Annotated in this window: 14 protein-coding genes; 11 read left to right on the top strand and 3 right to left on the bottom strand. The window is 72.1% G+C overall.

The window, feature by feature from the left end:
* Window positions 1-20 precede the first annotated feature (20 nt).
* From QM638_RS14525 to zwf, 8 genes are all read left to right on the top strand, one after another.
* Window positions 21-764: an enoyl-CoA hydratase-related protein gene (locus QM638_RS14525; protein ID WP_415142878.1), complete on the top strand. Its 744-nt coding sequence runs from the start codon at window positions 21-23 to the stop codon at window positions 762-764.
* A 48-nt stretch (window positions 765-812) separates the two neighbouring features.
* On the top strand, window positions 813-1331 hold the full coding sequence (locus QM638_RS14530) for a SigE family RNA polymerase sigma factor (RefSeq protein WP_415142880.1): 519 nt from the start codon (window positions 813-815) through the stop codon (window positions 1329-1331).
* A gap of 1 nt (window position 1332) precedes the next feature.
* Window positions 1333-2676 (top strand): hypothetical protein, encoded by a 1344-nt coding sequence (locus QM638_RS14535; RefSeq protein WP_415142882.1) that lies wholly within the window; start codon window positions 1333-1335, stop codon window positions 2674-2676.
* A gap of 363 nt (window positions 2677-3039) precedes the next feature.
* Entirely contained in the window at window positions 3040-5238 is a 2199-nt protein-coding gene (locus tag QM638_RS14540; protein ID WP_415142884.1) for a HelD family protein, read from the top strand.
* 96 nt (window positions 5239-5334) lie between these two features.
* Complete coding sequence (locus QM638_RS14545) at window positions 5335-7338, top strand: anthranilate synthase family protein (protein WP_415142886.1); 2004 nt, start codon at window positions 5335-5337, stop codon at window positions 7336-7338.
* A gap of 30 nt (window positions 7339-7368) precedes the next feature.
* A complete protein-coding gene (locus tag QM638_RS14550; protein WP_415142887.1) occupies window positions 7369-7917 on the top strand; it encodes an anthranilate synthase component II in 549 nt (182 codons plus the stop codon).
* The gene (locus tag QM638_RS14555; protein ID WP_415142889.1) at window positions 7914-9107 is read left to right on the top strand and encodes an anthranilate synthase component I family protein; all 1194 of its coding nucleotides are present in this window, start codon (window positions 7914-7916) and stop codon (window positions 9105-9107) included. The genes QM638_RS14550 and QM638_RS14555 overlap by 4 nt, the downstream gene beginning before the upstream one ends.
* 47 nt (window positions 9108-9154) lie before the next feature.
* The gene (gene zwf / locus QM638_RS14560; RefSeq protein ID WP_415142891.1) at window positions 9155-10615 is read left to right on the top strand and encodes a glucose-6-phosphate dehydrogenase; all 1461 of its coding nucleotides are present in this window, start codon (window positions 9155-9157) and stop codon (window positions 10613-10615) included.
* Window positions 10616-10649: 34 nt separating this feature from the next.
* On the opposite strand, the gene QM638_RS14565 is transcribed toward zwf, so the two are convergent.
* Genes QM638_RS14565 through QM638_RS14575 form a run of 3 tightly spaced genes read right to left on the bottom strand, consistent with a single transcriptional unit; the run spans window position 10650 to window position 13404 of the window.
* Complete coding sequence (locus QM638_RS14565) at window positions 10650-11276, bottom strand: hypothetical protein (RefSeq protein ID WP_415142893.1); 627 nt, start codon at window positions 11274-11276, stop codon at window positions 10650-10652.
* Window positions 11273-12706: an ATP-binding protein gene (locus QM638_RS14570; protein WP_415142894.1), complete on the bottom strand. Its 1434-nt coding sequence runs from the start codon at window positions 12704-12706 to the stop codon at window positions 11273-11275. The genes QM638_RS14565 and QM638_RS14570 overlap by 4 nt, the downstream gene beginning before the upstream one ends.
* The gene (locus QM638_RS14575) at window positions 12703-13404 is read right to left on the bottom strand and encodes a response regulator transcription factor (RefSeq protein WP_415142896.1); all 702 of its coding nucleotides are present in this window, start codon (window positions 13402-13404) and stop codon (window positions 12703-12705) included. Before QM638_RS14575 ends, QM638_RS14570 begins: the two co-directional genes overlap by 4 nt.
* Before the next feature lie 119 nt (window positions 13405-13523).
* On the opposite strand from QM638_RS14575, the gene QM638_RS14580 reads away from it, so the two are divergent.
* From QM638_RS14580 to QM638_RS14590, 3 genes are read left to right on the top strand one after another with little or no spacing between them, the layout of a single operon-like run.
* On the top strand, window positions 13524-14123 hold the full coding sequence (locus tag QM638_RS14580) for a glucose-6-phosphate isomerase family protein (protein ID WP_415142898.1): 600 nt from the start codon (window positions 13524-13526) through the stop codon (window positions 14121-14123).
* Window positions 14120-15637, top strand: a complete 1518-nt coding sequence (xylB, locus tag QM638_RS14585) for a xylulokinase (protein WP_415142900.1) — start codon at window positions 14120-14122, stop codon at window positions 15635-15637. Before QM638_RS14580 ends, xylB begins: the two co-directional genes overlap by 4 nt.
* Window positions 15634-16584, top strand: coding sequence for an NAD(P)-dependent oxidoreductase (locus tag QM638_RS14590; RefSeq protein ID WP_415142901.1), 951 nt, complete (start codon window positions 15634-15636; stop codon window positions 16582-16584). Before xylB ends, QM638_RS14590 begins: the two co-directional genes overlap by 4 nt.
* Window positions 16585-16603 lie beyond the last annotated feature (19 nt).

Here is a 16603-nt window from a genome sequence, read left to right on the forward strand (position 1 = left end):
GCAGTGGCAGGGTGCCGTCCATGACCGAGCTCGTGCACCTCGACGTCGCCGCCGGAGTCGCCACCATCACCCTCGACTCGCCGGGCAACCGCAACGCGCTCTCCGCGCAGCTGGTCACCGAGCTGTTCGCGGCGCTGCGGTGTGTCGACAAGGACGACTCCCGGGTGGTGGTGCTCCGCGCCGAGGGGAGGGCGTTCTGCGCCGGCGCGGACCTGAGCGAAGCGGCCACCATCGGGATGGAGGAGGGCACCCGCCAGATCGTGGCGCTGCAACGGGCCCTGCTGACCCTGGGCAAGCCCGTGGTCGCGCGGGTGCAGGGGCCGGCGCGAGCGGGCGGCGTGGGGCTGGTCGCCGCCGCCGACATCGCCATTGCCGCCGACTCGGTCAGCTTCGCCCTGACCGAGGTCCGCCTCGCGCTGGCGCCGGCCGCGATCTCGTTGACTCTGCTGCCCCGGCTGGACCCGCGCGCGGCGTCGTACGCGATGCTCACCGGCGAGCCCTTCGATGCCGCCCGCGCCGCCGAGATCGGGCTGATCACCACCGCCGTGCCCGACGATCGGCTCGACACCGAGGTCGACCGTGTCGTCGCCGCGCTGGCGGCGGGAGCGCCCCAGGGCCTGCGGGAGACGAAGCGGCTGCTGGTCAGGGAGACCGTCGCTCGGATCGACGCCCAGGGCGACGACGTCGCCCAGCTCTCCGCCCGGCTGTTCGGCTCCGCGGAGGCCCGGGAGGCGATGCTGGCCTTCCTGGACCGGAAGAAATAGTCGGGCCGCTGGGCAACCATCGCCCCGGCTCGGCCGGTGATGGCAGGTATGACCGCTCAAGCACCGAGTCTGGTGCCCGTGACTCCTCGGGAGGCGACGGTGGAGTTCGACGAGTTCGTCGGCGCTCGCTCCGGCGCCCTGCTGCGTACGGCGTACCTGCTCACCCGTGACCACGGACTCGCCGAGGACCTGTTGCAGACGGCGCTCTCCAAGGCCTGGTTCGCCTGGGGACGGATCCAGGGCGAGCCGGAGCCGTACGTGCGCAAGGTGCTGGTCAACACCTACGCCAGTTGGTGGCGCCGCAAGTGGAACGGCGAGCATGCCACCGACGAACTGCCCGACCGGGGCGTCGCGCACCCCGAGGAGGGCGCCCACGACCTGTGGACCGCGCTCGGTCGGCTGCCACGCCGACAGCGGGCGGTGGTGGTGCTCCGCTACTTCGACGACCTCACCGAGGCCGAGACCGCCCGTCTGTTGGGCTGCTCGGTCGGCACGGTGAAGTCCCAGGCGTCCAAGGCGCTCGCCAAGCTCCGTATCGATCCCGCTCTCACCAGCGAGGTGAACTGACATGCCCACCCTCGAGGACCTGCGCACCCAGTTGGCCGAGCGTGCCGAGATCGACACCGCCCTGCCCACCCGCGCCGGTGACGTACGACGCCGGGTCGGCCGCCTCCGTGCCCGTCGGCGCGCCGGGGCCGCCGGGGTGCTTGCCGCCGTGGTGGCGGTGGCCGGAGCGGTGGTCTGGATGCCGCGCGACCACGGCGCTGAGCCTCTCGCCGGTCATGCGCTGGCCGAGCATGTCGAGGTCCTCGGGCTCGACTACCAACTCTCGACCACCGAGCAGAGCGATCCGGGTCAGAAGAAACTCTCGGTCACGTTGCCGAAGTCCGACCGAGAGCAGGTGGTCGCCCTTGCGGCGACGGATCTCGACGGTGGGCGAGCGACGCTGGCGGTGGACGGTGAGGACACCGACCGCATCATCTCCGCCAGCGCGCTCGACGCCCCGGTGAGCGTCGACTCCTCGAAGCAGACCCTGACGGTCACCGTGCGTGGCGCCGGCCCGGACGCGGTGGTCGGGGTAGCCGTCTACCGTCGCTCCGACGTTGCCGCACAGGGAATCGCCGGCAAGAGCCGAGTCTTCCCGAGGACCGTCGGCGACGCGAGACTCGTCAACGGTGCGTGGTCGACCGGTTCGAGCGCAACGGTGACGGTCGACGGCGCCGACAAGGTGCGCCGGATCGCATACTCCTGCATCCAGCCCGCCGGCCGAACCCGGGTATGGCTGCGGTTCACGATCGACGGCAAGCCGGAGGGCGGCATGCAGTGCGACACGCTGACCAAGGGCGAGAACGTCGCGACGACGTACGGCGAACGCGCCGGCGACTCCTATCTGTCGGACGCGCTCACGACCCCGGGCACGCATGTGATCCGCGTCGACACCGCCACCGGCTATCGCGCCTCCGCCAAGCGGGTCCACCTACCGGACACGGAGATCGGGGTCGCTGGCTATACCGGTGCGGCGACAGTCGCAGTAGGCGGACTCCGGATCGACCGGGTGACGGAGTTCGACGGACAACGGTGGACGGTGGCGCGGGTCGTTCCCATCGCCGAACGGACCGATCGGTTTTCCACCACGCTCAAGCAGAGCGCCGAGAACCGGGCACTGGGTGTGGCGCTGAGTCCGAACTCGGCGGTGGATCAGCGGATCACCGCGGTGAGCAGTGGGTCGAGGTTCCCGGAGGGATCCAGCGAGATGATCCGCCTCAACGGGGTGCCGTCCTGGGAAGGTGGTGGCCCGGGCCAGATGCTGCTGGCTGGCGACCCCTACACGATCTCGCTCTCGCAGGAGGCCGATCAGACGAAGAAGAAGACCTTCGGCGGCGCGTTGGTGATCTACCGGCGGCTGGACTGACGGCTGGACTGACGGCTGGACTGGCCCGCAGGGGTTGGCCTCGAGGTTGCGGCCCCGCGTGACAGGGCCAGGCCGGACCTTCGGCGGCGCGATCATTCCGTATCGGCGGTCGGGTGACGCGGCGCGGGCGCGCGCATTCGGCAAGGTATGCGGCCCGACAGGCACTTCCCGGGTGGAACTCCACTGGGGAAGTGCCGATTCGGCTGCATACCTTGCCGAACCGTCGCCGGCCGCAACCGTCGCCGGCCCCCGCACCTTGCCGAACCGTCGCCGCCCAACCCGACCGGGTAGAGTTGGGCGCCTTGTCGTCGCCGACCTCGGCGGGTGGCACGTCCGGTCCGGTTCCTGGGGGAGCAGCAAGCCTTGAGTGACGAGGTGGTCGAGCGCGAGATCGCGCGCGAGCAGGAGTTCGTGGACCGGGTCTACGCCCAGCTCGAGGTGTCGGCGAAGGCGGCGCAGAGCCTGGCGCGGGAGGGTCACGCCCGGGGTGGGCTCGGGCACGAGGGCGGTCTCGTCGAGCGGGACGCCATGGTCTTCCAGGCGGCCCGGCGGATCGCCCAGCTCGATGCCGCCCACGAGGGCCTGGTCTTCGGCCGGCTCGACCTCGATCCCGACCTCGATCCCGAGCCGCGCTACGTCGGCCGGATCGGACTGCGCGACGCGGACCGCGACTCGCTGCTGATCGACTGGCGCGCGCCGGCCGCGGCGGTCTTCTACCAGGCCACCGCGCTGGAGCCGCGGCACGTCATCCGGCGTCGGGTGCTGCGCTCCGACGGCCAGCAGGTGGTGGGGGTCGAGGACGAGCTGCTCGACGCCGAGGCCGCCCAACGCGTCGAGCAGACCGGCGGAGCAGCGCTGCCGATCATCGGCGAGGGCGCCCTGATGGCGCAGCTCTCCCGCGCCCGGGACCGTCAGATGCACTCCATCGTGGCCACCATCCAGGCCGAGCAGGACAAGGCGATCCGCGCACCCGGCAAGGGCGTGACCCTGATCAGCGGTGGCCCCGGGGTGGGCAAGACGGTGGTCGCGCTGCATCGGGCGGCGTACCTGCTCTACACCGACCGCCGCCGCTACGAGTCCGGTGGCGTCCTGGTGGTGGGGCCGTCGGGCGTCTTCATGCGCTACATCGAGCGGGTGCTGCCCAGTCTCGGCGAGACGGCCGTCGCGCTGCGCTCGCTGGGCGAGGTGGTCGACGGGGTCCGCAGCACCCGTCGCGACGAGCCCGCGGTCGCGGCGATCAAGGGCTCGGCCCGGATGGCGGAGCTCCTTCGTCGTACGGCGCGCCAGCAGGCGCCCGGCTCGCCGGGCGAGTTCCGCATCTTCTACCGCGACGACGTCCTCGCGCTCGACCGCGGGCGGCTCGGTCAACTGCGCCGTCAGCTGATGGGCCAGGGCCGCCGCAACCAGCAGCTGCGCCGGGTGCCCGGTGCGCTGCTGGACCTGCTGTGGCGCCAGGTCCGCTCCGACCGCGGTCGGGAGCGCGGGCGCGAGGCGTTCGAGGACGAGCTGCTCGGCACCGACTCCTTCCTCGACTTCGTCGCCGGCTGGTGGCCGCCGCTGAGCGCCACCGAGGTCCTCGGCTGGCTGCGCGACCCGGCCTTCCTCGGCCGGGTCGGCGACGGCGTCCTCACCCCCGAGGAGCAGAAGGTGCTGCTCGGCTCCTGGATCGGTCGCGCCGAGGACGATCTCTCGGTCGACGACGTGGCCCTGCTCGATGAGCTGCGCTATGCCATCGGCGACGTGCCCGAGAGGCCGGCCGACGAGCGCGACCAGGACGCCGGCGGCATCGACGTCGCCGAGCTGCTCACCGCCGCCGATCGGGAGTACGGCGGCGGCCGGTCCTGGTCGCCGCCGACCTACCGCATCGACGACGACCCGTACGCCCACGTGCTCATCGACGAGGCCCAGGACCTCACCCCGATGCAGTGGCGGATGGTCGGCCGACGGGGCCGGACCGCCTCCTGGACCATCGTCGGCGACCCGGCACAGTCCTCCTGGCCGGTCCCGGCCGAGGCTGAGGCGGCGCGTGAGGCGGCCCTGGAGGGCAAGCCGGTGCACCGGTTCCACCTGTCGACCAACTATCGCAACAGCGCCGAGATCTACGCCTTCGCCGCCGGGTACGCCGAGCGCGTCGGCCTGCGTGCCGACCTCCCGACGGCGGTGCGTTCGACCGGCGTCGAGCCCGACGTGCGCCGGCCGGTGGGCTCCTTCGAGAGCGCCACCCGCGAGGCCGTCGCCGAGCTCGCCGGGAAGGTCGCCGGCACCGTCGGCGTCGTCGTGCCGGCCGCCCGTCGTGCCGAGGTGAACGGCTGGCTGGCCTCCTGGCCGGAGTTCGCCGCCGACGCTCCCTCGGCGCCGACCGCGGCGGCCGACCCGACCCGACCGCCGTCCGGCGAGGACCGGATCGTGGTGCTGACCGGTCTCGACACCAAGGGCCTGGAGTTCGACGCCATCCTCGTGGTCGACCCCGGTGGCATCGAGGAGGAGTCGCCGACCGGCGCCGCGACGCTGTACGTCGTCCTCACCCGCGCCACCCAGCTGCTCACCGTGCTCGCCCGCTGACCGGGATCCGACCGGGGCCGGGCGGGATCTGACCGGGATCTGACCGGGATCTGATAGGGCGCGCTGCGGCCGCGTCGGCCCGATTAGGCTCGGCCCATGAGCCAGACCGCCCCCCAGGACGTGCAGCGTGCGATCGAGGAGATCACCGGGCACGAGGCGTGGGCGATCATCCGCCGCTCCAGCAGGGCCGGCGATCGCGACACCGTCGGCGTGCTCGGCGGTCGACGTTGGGTGGCCTCCTCGCTGCTCGACGTACCGCTCGAGGAGGGCGCGCCGCAGGCCGGCAAGGTCGCCGACCGGCTGCTCGCCGTGCCGTTCAGGCAGGTGGCCGAGCGCGGCTTCGAGGCGCACGACGACGGTACGCCGCTGGTCGTGGTCGACATCGAGACCGAGCGGGAGTTCAGCGTCGCCGAGGTGATCGAGGCGCTGCCCGACGTCGAGGTCGCCTTCACCGACCGGGGCGGCTTCGAGACCGACGACCACGCCTACGCCGAGGTGGTCAAGACGATCATCAACGACGAGATCGGCCAGGGCGAGGGCGCCAACCTGGTGGTCGGCCGGCACTACCGGGCCACGGTGGCCGACTGGGACCACACCCGGGCGCTCACCGTGCTGCGTCGGCTGCTCGAGCGTGAGCGCGGCGCCTACTGGACCTACTGCTTCTTCACCGGCGACCGCTACCTGATCGGTGCCAGCCCGGAGCGGCACGTCAGCGTGCACGGCGCCCCGGACGGTGCGCACGTGCGGATGAACCCGATCAGCGGCACCTTCCGGCTGCCGCAGGACGTGCCGGCCCAGGTCTCGGCCGGCACCGACCCGAACGCGCTCGCGCTCAAGCGGCAGCTGCTGGACTTCCTCGCCGACGAGAAGGAGATCTACGAGCTCTTCATGGTCGTCGACGAGGAGCTGAAGATGATGTGCGACCTGTGCGCCGGCGGCGGCCAGGTGCTCGGCCCGTTCCTGAAGCCGATGTCGCGGCTGATCCACACCGAGTACCTGCTGGCCGGCCGCTCGACCCGCGATCCGCGCGAGATCCTGCGTGACACCATGTACGCCGCGACCGTGACCGGGTCTCCGGTGGAGAACGCCTGCCGGCTGATCAAGAAGTACGAGGCCGAGGGCCGCGGCTACTACGGCGCCGCGCTGGCGATCCTCGGCCGGGACGCCACCGGCGAGCCGGTGGTGGACAGCCCGATCGTGATCCGCAGCGCCGACGTCGACCTCGACGGCCGGCTCAAGGTGACCGCCGGGGCCACCCTGGTGCGCGACTCCGACCCGGACTACGAGGTCGCCGAGACCCACGCCAAGGCGGGTGGCATCCTGGCCGCCTTCGGGCTGGTCCCGCGCGCGGCGGAGCAGCGTCTGGACGTCTCCGAGCTGGTCAGCGACGAGGACGTCCTGCTCGCCCTGAACGCGCGCAACCGGCGGCTCTCGTCGTTCTGGCTGGCCGATCAGGGCGGCGGGGAGCCGGACCCGCGGCTGGCCGGCAAGCACGTGGTCATCCTGGATGGCGAGGACGACTTCGTCCGGATGCTGCGCCACCTGCTGCGGGTGATGGGCATGTCGTCGGCGGTGGTGCGGCACGAGGACTACGCGCCGGGTGCCTTCGACGGCGCCGACCTGGTCATCGTCGGGCCCGGCCCCGGCGACCCGCGCGACGACGGAGACGCGAAGATGGCGCGGCTGCGGGCCGCGGTCGCCGAGCTCTTCGAGACCGGGCAGCCCTTCGTGGCCGTCTGCCTGGGGCACCAGGCGCTGTGCCATCGGCTCGGCATCGACCTGACCTACAAGGACATCGTCTTCCAGGGCACGCAGTCGCCGGTCAGCCTGCCGGCGGTGACCGGGTCGAGGCGCACCGAGCGGGTCGGCTTCTACAACACCTTCGTCGGCCGGGTCGGCGACGAGGCCCAGGCGGCCGCCCTGGCCGCGGCCGGGGTGCGTCTCGACGCCGACCCCGGGACCGGTGACATCAACGGCCTGGCCGGGCCGCACTACGTCGGCATCCAGTTCCATGCCGAGTCGATCCTGACCGAGCATGGCTTCGACCTGTTGCACGACGCGATCTGCAGACTGCTCCTGGCCGAGACCGACGGCGACTGACCGGCTCTGTTGCGGGGCCGGGGGGTGGTGGTGGTCGACCACCACGACTCCTACACCCACAACCTCACCCACCTGATCGCGGGCGTGACCGGTGAGCTGCCGGCGGTGGTGCAGCACGACGAGGCAGGCGCCGCCGACCTGGCCGGGTTCACCCACGTCGTACTCTCACCCGGGCCGGGGCACCCGGCGCGCCGGCGCGACTTCGCGCTGGGGACCGGGCTGCTGCGCGCCGCCGCGACCCCGATCCTGGGCGTCTGCCTCGGCATGCAGGGACTGGTGACGGCGTACGGCGGCCGGGTCGACCGCACCCGTCCGGCGCACGGCGAGGTCGCCTCGGTGAGCCATCGCGGTCTGGGGGTCTTCGCCGGCATCCCCACGCCGTTCGCCGCGGTGCGCTACCACTCGCTGGCGGCGGTCGAGGTCCCGGCCGAGCTCGAGGTCACGGCACGCAGCGAGGACGGGGTGGTGATGGGGGTGCGTCACCGGCTGCGTCCGCTCGAGGGCGTGCAGTTCCACCCCGAGTCCGTCGCGAGCGAGTACGGCGACCGGCTGATCGCGAACTTCCTGGAGCTCCGGTGAGCGGGCGGGTCGCGATCTTCGGTGGCCGGCGGTGGGAGCTGGCCCCGGGGGAGACCTCGCTGAGCTTCGACGCCACCCGCCGCGAGGTACGCCGCCACCGCGACGGCTGCTCGGAGATCGTCGGCGACGACATCTGGACGGTGCTCGGGGAGCAACTGGCCGGCGGCGCCACCGCGATCGGCTATCTCGGCTACGCCTGTCGACCCGACCTGCCGGCGTTGAGCGGGGGCGACCGACCGGGGATGCCCGACGCGGTGCTGCTGCTCACCCACCGGCCGGGCCGAGCGGTGAGCTCCGCCGAGGCCACTCGGCGCCGGCCCGCGCCGCCTGCCCCGCCCGAGGCGTCGGAGGCGTCGAGGCCGCCGGCCTGGTACGCCGACGCCTTCGCCGCGGTGCAGGAGGCGCTGCACGCGGGGGAGACCTACGAGACCAACCTGACCTACCGGATCGAGGTCGCCTCCACCGCCGACCCCGAGGAGGTCTTCGGTCGGTTGTGCGCGACCAGCCCCGCGCCGTACGCCGGCTATCTCGGCCACGACGTCGACGGAGCCCGGGTGTGGCTGACCGGCAGCAGCCCGGAGCGGTTCGCCCTGATCGAGGACGGCTGGATCCAGACCAAGCCGATCAAGGGCACCACGCCGCGTGCCGCGGACACGACCGAGGACGCGGCCAACGCCGCGCTGCTCCTCACCGACCCCAAGCTGCGCAGCGAGAACCTGATCGTCACCGACCTGCTCCGCAACGACCTGGCGATCTGCTGCGCGGCCGGCACCGTCACGGTGCCGCGGCTGATGGCGGTGGAGTCCTATGCGAGCGTGCACCAGCTCGTCACCACGGTCCACGGCCGACTGAGCCCGGGCGTCACGCCGACCGCCGCGGTGCGAGCGCTCTTCCCGCCCGGCTCGATGACCGGCGCCCCGAAGCTGCGCACGATGGAGTTGATCGGCCGGGTGGAGCCCGGGCCGCGTGGTCCGTACGCGGGCGTCTTCGGCACGTTGAGTGCCGACGCCGCCGATCTGGGGGTGGTGATCAGGACGGCCGTCACCGCCGGCGACGGCCGCTGGCAGGTGGGCACCGGCGGTGGGATCACCGTCGCCTCGGGCCTCGAGGGCGAGTGGGCCGAGACCTGGTGGAAGGCCGAGCGGGTCCTCGCGGCCCTGGCCGCGGGCGAGGATGTTCCCGTGTGTTAACCGGGAGTCGTTGGCCGGCGCCCGCACGTCGTAATACCGTTGAGCCGATGGCTACCCCAGACGAACTCGCCAACCCGCAGGTCATCGTGCTCTTCGGTGCGACCGGAGACCTGGCCCGCCGCAAGCTGCTGCCCGGCCTGCTGCGCCTCTTCGAGGCCGGTCTGCTGCGTGACGCGATGATCGTGGGCACGTCGCTGGAGACGCTCGACGACGCCGAGTTCATCGCTATGGCCCGCAAGGCGTGCGAGGAGTTCGGCAAGGGCGAGGTCACCGACGAGCGGTGGGACCCGTTCGCCGCGATGCTGAGCTACGTCTCCACCGCGGAGGGTCCGCACGAGCTGGCGGTCGCGGTCAAGGACGCCGAGAAGAAGCTCGAGGGCCTGGGTCGCGAGGTCCATCTGCTGCACTACCTCAGCGTGCCGCCGAAGGCGGCGCTGGACGTGATCCAGCAGCTGGAGGAGGCCGACCTGGTCGACCGCGCGCGGATCATCATGGAGAAGCCGTTCGGCACCGATCTGGCCTCGGCCAAGGTGCTCAACGCGAAGATCCACGAGGTCTTCGACGAGGAGCAGATCTTCCGCATCGACCACTTCCTGGGCAAGGAGGCGGCGCAGAACATCCTCGCCTTCCGGTTCGCCAACGGTCTCTTCGAGCCGATCTGGAACCGGAACTTCATCGATCACGTCCAGATCGATGTCCCCGAGACGCTGGGCCTGGAGGGCCGTACGGCGTTCTACGAGGGCACCGGCGCCTATCGGGACATGGTGGTGACCCACCTGATGCAGGTGCTCGCCTTCATGGCGATGGAGCCGCCCACCTCGCTCGCCCCCGGCCCGATCTCGGACGAGAAGAACAAGGTCTTCCGATCGATCCGGCCGCTCGATCCGGCCAACGTCGTGCGCGGGCAGTACACCGGCTATCGCGGCAAGAACGAGGTCGCCGACGACTCCGACACCGAGACCTTCATCGCGTTGAAGGTCATCATCGACAACTGGCGGTGGGCCGGGGTGCCGTTCTTCCTGCGGACCGGGAAGAAGATGGCGGAGGGTGCACGGATCATCTCGATCGCGTTCAAGGAGCCGCCGCTGACCATGTTCCCGGCCGGCTCCAACGCGGGCACCCAGGGGCCCGACCACCTCACCTTCGACCTGGCCGACCAGTCCCGGATGTCGCTCTCCTTCTACGGCAAGCGGCCCGGTCCCGGGATGAAGCTGGAGAAGCTGTCGATGCAGTTCGCCACCCAGGAGACCTCCTCAGCCATCGGCGTCCTCGAGGCCTACGAGCGGCTCATCTACGACGCCATGCGCGGCGACCACACCCTGTTCACCACCGCCGAGGGCATCGAGACGCTCTGGGAGATCTCCCAGCCGCTGCTCGCCGACCCGCCGCCGGTCCGGCTCTATGCGCCCGGCTCGTGGGGACCCAACGCCATCCACCAGCTGATCGCCCCGCACGCCTGGCGGCTGCCGTTCGAGCGCTCGTGGCGGGAGCACAAGGGCCACGTCTGAGTCCCTTCGGCCCCCAGGGGCACCATGGGTGGGCTCAGCCCGATGCGGAGGCCGAGGCGGAGGCCGACGCGGAGACGGCGGACGCGCCGGCGGAGAGCTGGGCCATGATCAGCAGGGTGGCCCGGCGCAGCTTGGCGGCGTCGTACGGCGCCGGGGCGAGGAGGTTCACGTCCTGGATCAGCTCGCCGTTCTGGATGAACCCGGTGATCGCGTAGGAGTGCCGCTTCTTCTTGTCGATCCGCTGCACCACCAGCCGGGCGGAGTCGGCGCCGGCCACCGCGGGCTTGGTGACGGTGCCGGCCTTGATGTTCATCGTCTTCCAGGCCGCGTCCAGCCCACCGGCGAACCACGTGTAGTTGAGCCCGAAGGTCGGGCCGTTCTCGGCGACCGGCAGCAGGGCGCACCGGCTGACCTTCTTGGTGCCACGGTTCATCGTGACCCGCTGGCCGAGCGTCTTCGAGACCGCCGCGACGTCCAGGCTGTCGCACGGGTCGTACGCCGGCTCGCTGGCCTGGCCCGAGGAGCTGGCCGTCGCCGTCGCGTCCTCCGGTGAGCCGTCGCCGCAGGCGGCCAGCGCACCGGAGCAGGCGAGCACGGCGGCACACAGCGGAAGGACGGCCCGCCGGATCAGGGTGGGTCGGGTCGGAGAGGGTCGGCTCACGGCAGCGGGGCTCCTGTCGGGGTCCTGGTCGGCATCGGAAGGGGTGACCCGGGCAGATGCAGCACCAGCCGGGCGCCGCCGGAGGGGGCGCGGTCGGCGTGCACGGTGCCGCCGGCGCGCTCGGCCACCTGCCGGACGATGGCGAGTCCCAGGCCGGAGCCGGGCATCGCCCGCGACTCGGTGGCTCGGTAGAACCGGTCGAAGACCAGCGGCCGGTCGTCGATCGGGATGCCCGGGCCCTCGTCGTCGACGGTGAGTGTGCCGGCGGCGAGCCGCACCCGCACGGTCCCGTCGGCGGGGCTCCACTTGGCGGCGTTGTCGAGCAGATTGGTGACCGCGCGCTCCAGGCTCCCGGCCTCGCCCAGCACCCACCACGACTCGGCGTCGACCTCGAAGGTGACCGTGGGGGCGCGCAGTCGCACCCGCGCCAGCGCGCTGTCGAGTACGTCGACCAGGTCCACCGCCTCCACCACCGGCAGCTGCGGCTCGTCGCGGGCGAGCTCGACCAGATCGCCGATCAGGGTGGTGAGCTCCTCGATCTGGGCACGGATGTCGCCGAGCAGCTCGGCGCGCTGGCTCCGGTCCAGCGACTCGTCGGCCTGGGTGAGGAGCTCGATGTTGGTGCGCAACGAGGTCAGCGGCGTACGCAACTCGTGCGAGGCGTCGGCGACCAGCTGCCGCTGCCGCTCCTGGGATCTGGCCACGGCCGCCAGCAGGTCGTTGAACGAGCTGGTCAGGCTGGCGATCTCGTCGTCACCGTCGACCGGGAGCGGGGTCAGGTCCTCGGTGTCGGCGCTGTGTTTGACCGCGGCGGTGAGCCGGCGTACCGGCCGGAGGCTGCCGTTGGCCACCGCCCACCCGGCCAGCCCGGCGACGATCACGCCGGCCGCGCCGAAGAAGAGCACCACCAGCCCGAGCCGTCGGTACATCCGCTCCTGCGGCTCCAGCGACTGGGCGAGCATCAGCGCCTCGTCGTTGGTTCCGGCCAGCGGCACCGTCACCGCGCGGTAGACGTCGGTCTTGGTGGTGATCGTGCGCACCTCCGAGGAGGACTTCCCGGCGGCCACGGCGAACTCCGGCGCACCCGGCTCGGGGAAGTCACCCTGGCTCGGGGTCCAGTACCCGTCCAGGCCGACCTCGAGGATCTCCACGTCGCCGGCGTTCAATGCCCAGGTCGGCACGGTGTCGCCGGTGCGCCAGTTCACCACGATCTGGGCGTCTTCGGCGGTGCTGCGCGCCCGGCGCAGCAGCGAGTCGTCCATGTTGGCCTGCAGCTGGATGCGCAGCACGAAGTAGACCCCGAGGGCGATGGCGGCTATCGAGATCCCGACCGCGAGGGTGGTCAGCAGCGTGACTCGGCTGGCCAGGGAGCGGTGGTAGTGCCACCGAGCGCCGGCGCGGCGGGCCGCGGTGGCCAGGCCCAGGTTCATGACTCCTTCAGCACATAGCCGATGCCACGCACGGTGTGGATCAGCCGCGACTCACCTTCGGCCTCGGTCTTGCGGCGCAGGTAGCCGACGTAGACCTCCAGCGAGTTGGCGGTGGTCGGGAAGTCGTAGCCCCACACCTCCTCCAGGATGAAGGAGCGCTCCAGCACCCGGCGTGGCCGACGCAGGAACATCTCCAACAGCGCGAACTCGGTGCGGGTCAGGTCGATGCCGCGGCCGCCCCGGGTGACCTCCCGGGTGGCCAGGTTCATGCTGAGATCGGCGAAGCCGACCACCTCGTCGTCCTCGCCGTCGACCGGCGTGGCCCGGCGCAGCAGCGCCCGCAGCCGAGCGAGCAGCTCCTGCAGCGCGAACGGCTTGGTCAGATAGTCGTCCGCGCCCGCGTCCAGTCCCTCGACCCGGTCGCCGACCGCGTCCCGGGCGGTCAGCACGATGATCGGTACGTCGTTCCCGGCATTGCGCAGCGCCCGGGTGGTCTCGATGCCGTCCAGTCGCGGCATCATCACGTCCATCACGACCAGGTCCGGCGCGTGGGTGGCGATCCCGGCCAACGCCTCGGCGCCGTCGCCGGCCAGGGTCACCTCGTAGCCGTTGAACTCCAGCGAACGACGGAGGGACTCCCGGACCGCCTTGTCATCGTCGACGACGAGGATCCGTGGCTTCTGCGAGGCACCAGTCACGGGCCAAGACTGCCACGGATCGCTGAGTCCCCGCTGAGAGGGAATCCGTCGATGCCTTGCCGAAATGTCATGACAGGATTACAGTTCTCTCGACGAGGAGACACCCCAGGAGCTGCCCCATGGCACCATTCGCCACCCCGCCGATCAGGCCGTTCGCCATCGAGCTGGATCGGTCCGCTCTCACCCTGCGCCCCGAGGGTCCGGTGCTGACCCGTCGCCTCTCCGACCTGGCGGGTCTCTTCCTCGACACCGCGGCCTGGCGGGCGGCCGTCGAGGACGGCGACCCGGTGGTCTACACCGTCTCCTCCTCGCCGGTGCCGGAGAGCCCGGCCGAGCTGCCGCAGTCGATCACCACCATCCGCCCCGGCGACGTCGGCGGCGAGCTGAACTTCACCAAGGGCCACATCCACCCGCGGCCGGAGGGCGAGATCTACCTCGGCCTCGACGGTGAGGGCGGGCTGTTGATGTTCGACGGCACCGACCACGTCTTCCTCGAACTGTCCCGCGACCGGGTCGGCTACATCCCGCCGGGCTGGGCACACCGCAGCATCAACACCGGGGAGGCGGACTACAGCTTCCTGGCCGTCTACCCGGGAGGCGCCGGTCACGACTACGGCTGGGTCCTCGAGCACGGGTTCGGTGCGCGGGTGTACGCCGGCAGCGCCGGGCCCGAGCTGCGGCCGTTCGGCCACCCCCGGCCGGAGCCCGCGCCACGATGATCATCGCGCACGATCTCGGCACCACCGGCGACAAGGCCTCGCTGCACGAGGAGGACGGAGTGCTGCGGGCCGCCGTCACCGTCCGCTACGGCTCGTACTTCGCCGACGGCGGGATCGCCGAGCAGGATCCGGAGGACTGGGTACGCGCGGTGGTCGAGGCGACCGGGAGGCTGCTCGCCGAGTCCGGGGTGGACCCCTCCGCGGTGCAGGCGATGAGCTTCAGCGGCCAGATGATGGGCGCGGTCTTCCTCGACCGGGAGCACCGCCCGGTCACCCGGGCGATGATCTGGGCGGACACCCGCAGTGGCGCGCAGAGCCGCCGGCTGGTGGAGCGGGTCGGGATGGAGCGCGGCTACCGGATCACCGGGCACCGGCTCAATCCGACGTACTCGCTGACCAAGGTGATGTGGCTGGCCGAGGAGCGGCCCGAGCTGTTCGGCCGGACCCGGCACGTCTGCCTGGCCAAGGACTACGTGGTGCACCGTCTCACCGGCCGGCTGGTCACCGACCCGTCGGACGCGTCCAGCACCAACGCCTTCGACCAGCGCGCCGGGGTCTGGTCGACCGAGATCCTCGACGCCGCCGGCGTGCCGGTGGAGCTCTTCCCCGAGGTGGTGCCCTCGACCGAGGTCGTCGGCGCCCTCCGCCCGGAGATGGCCGACCGGCTGGGCCTCTCCCGGCGGGTGCGGGTGGTGCTGGGCGGCGGCGACGGTCCGATGGCCGCGCTCGGCACCGGCATCCTCGACCCGGAGGACGGCGCCTACGCCTACCTCGGCACCTCGTCCTGGGTCTCGATGGCGGCTCCCGAGCCGCTGCACGACCCGCAGATGCGCACCATGTCGTTCACCCACGTGGTCCCCGGCCGGTTCGTGCCGACGGCGACGATGCAGACCGGCGGCGGCTCGTTCGAATGGATCGCGGACGTGCTCGATCCGAGCGAGGACGGCCGGCGCTTCGACCGGCTGGTCGCCGAGGCCGAGACGGCCGCGGCGTCGAGCGAGGGGCTCTACTTCCTGCCGCACCTGCTGGGTGAGCGATCCCCGTACTGGAACCCGGACGCGCGGGCCGCCTTCGTCGGGTTGGCCCGGCACCACACCCGGGCGCACCTGGTGCGGGCGGTGCTCGAGGGGGTGGCGTTCAACCTGCTGACCTGCCTCGACGCCTTCCGCGAGGCCGGCCGGGAGGTCACCCGGGTCGAGGCGATCGGCGGCGGGGCCAGGTCGGACGCATGGCTGCAGATCCTGGCCGACGTCTGGGGGGTGACGGTACGACGCCGCACGATCGTCGAGGAGGGCAACAGCCTCGGCGCCGCGGTGGTGGCCGCCGTCGGCAGCGGCACGCTGGGCGGCTTCGGCGCCGCTCGGCGGCTCTCCGACCCCCTCGCCGTCGTCGAGCCCGACGGCGACCGGCATCGGGCCTATCGCGCGCGGCATCGGCTCTTCGTCGACGCCTATCAGCGGCTCGAGCCCTGGTTCGGCAGCCTGGGACGGGCCACCACGCGAGGAGCGCGATGAGCGCGACGGTGGTGGTGACCAGCCGATCGTTCTCCTCCGGCGCGGCCGACGTCGAGTCCCGGCTGGCCGAGGCCGGGCTGCGCGTCGTCCGAGCCGATGCCAGCCACGCCCGGGAGGCACTCGCCCCGATGCTGTCCGACGCGATCGCCTGGATCGCGGGCACCGCGCCGGTGACCGCCGACCTGCTCGACCTGGCGCCACGACTGCGCATCGTCGCGCGCTACGGCGTCGGGTTCGACGCGGTCGATCTCGAGGCCGCCCGGGCGCGCGGGATCGCGGTGACCAACACCCCCGGTGCCAACTCCGCGTCGGTCGCCGATCTCGCGCTGGCGCTGACGCTCGCCTCGTTGCGCCGGGTGGTGACCGGGATGGACGCCGTACGGCGCCGGGACTGGTCGGCGATCCGCGGCCGCGAGATCGCGACGCTCCGGGTCGGGATCGTCGGATTCGGTCGGATCGGGAGGCACTTCGCCGACCGGGTGCGTGCGCTCGGGGCGGACTGCCTGGTCCACGACCCCTACCTCGCCGGGACCGCGGAGCTGCCCGACCGCACCGACCGCACCGAGTCACTGGCCGAGCTCGCCGGCTGCGACGCGGTCTCGCTGCATGCGCCCGGCGGCAGGTGCCTGGTCGACCGGGACTGGCTGGCGAACGCTCGCCAGCTCGCGCTGGTCAACACCGCGCGCGCCGACCTCATCGACGAGCAGGCGGTCGCGGAGGCATTGCGGGCGGGCCGGCTGGCGTCGTACGCCGCCGACACCCTGGGCGTGGAGGGGGGAGCCCCCGGGCGTTGCCCGCTGATGGCCGCCGACCTCGCCGACCGGGTGGTCGTCACGCCGCATCTCGGGGCGCAGACGGTCCAGTCGATCGACCGGATGGGGCTCGGGGCGGCCGAGAACGTCCTGGCCGTCGTCGCGGGCCGGCCGCCGGTCAACCCCGTGTCCTAGCGCTGTCGATGTCCATCCG

This window comes from Nocardioides sp. (assembly GCF_047606145.1).
In the GTDB taxonomy this organism is placed as follows: Bacteria; Actinomycetota; Actinomycetes; order Propionibacteriales; family Nocardioidaceae; genus Nocardioides.

Excerpts from the sequence above, each read along its gene's own strand:
- QM638_RS14525 (WP_415142878.1), top strand. The coding sequence starts at position 21 with ATGACCGAGCTCGTGCACCTCGACGTCGCCGCCGGAGTCGCCACCATC.
- QM638_RS14530 (WP_415142880.1), top strand. The coding sequence starts at position 813 with ATGACCGCTCAAGCACCGAGTCTGGTGCCCGTGACTCCTCGGGAGGCG.
- QM638_RS14535 (WP_415142882.1), top strand. The coding sequence starts at position 1,333 with ATGCCCACCCTCGAGGACCTGCGCACCCAGTTGGCCGAGCGTGCCGAG.
- QM638_RS14545 (WP_415142886.1), top strand. The coding sequence starts at position 5,335 with ATGAGCCAGACCGCCCCCCAGGACGTGCAGCGTGCGATCGAGGAGATC.
- zwf (WP_415142891.1), top strand. The coding sequence starts at position 9,155 with ATGGCTACCCCAGACGAACTCGCCAACCCGCAGGTCATCGTGCTCTTC.
- QM638_RS14570 (WP_415142894.1), bottom strand. The coding sequence starts at position 12,706 with ATGAACCTGGGCCTGGCCACCGCGGCCCGCCGCGCCGGCGCTCGGTGG.
- QM638_RS14580 (WP_415142898.1), top strand. The coding sequence starts at position 13,524 with ATGGCACCATTCGCCACCCCGCCGATCAGGCCGTTCGCCATCGAGCTG.
- xylB (WP_415142900.1), top strand. The coding sequence starts at position 14,120 with ATGATCATCGCGCACGATCTCGGCACCACCGGCGACAAGGCCTCGCTG.
- QM638_RS14590 (WP_415142901.1), top strand. The coding sequence starts at position 15,634 with ATGAGCGCGACGGTGGTGGTGACCAGCCGATCGTTCTCCTCCGGCGCG.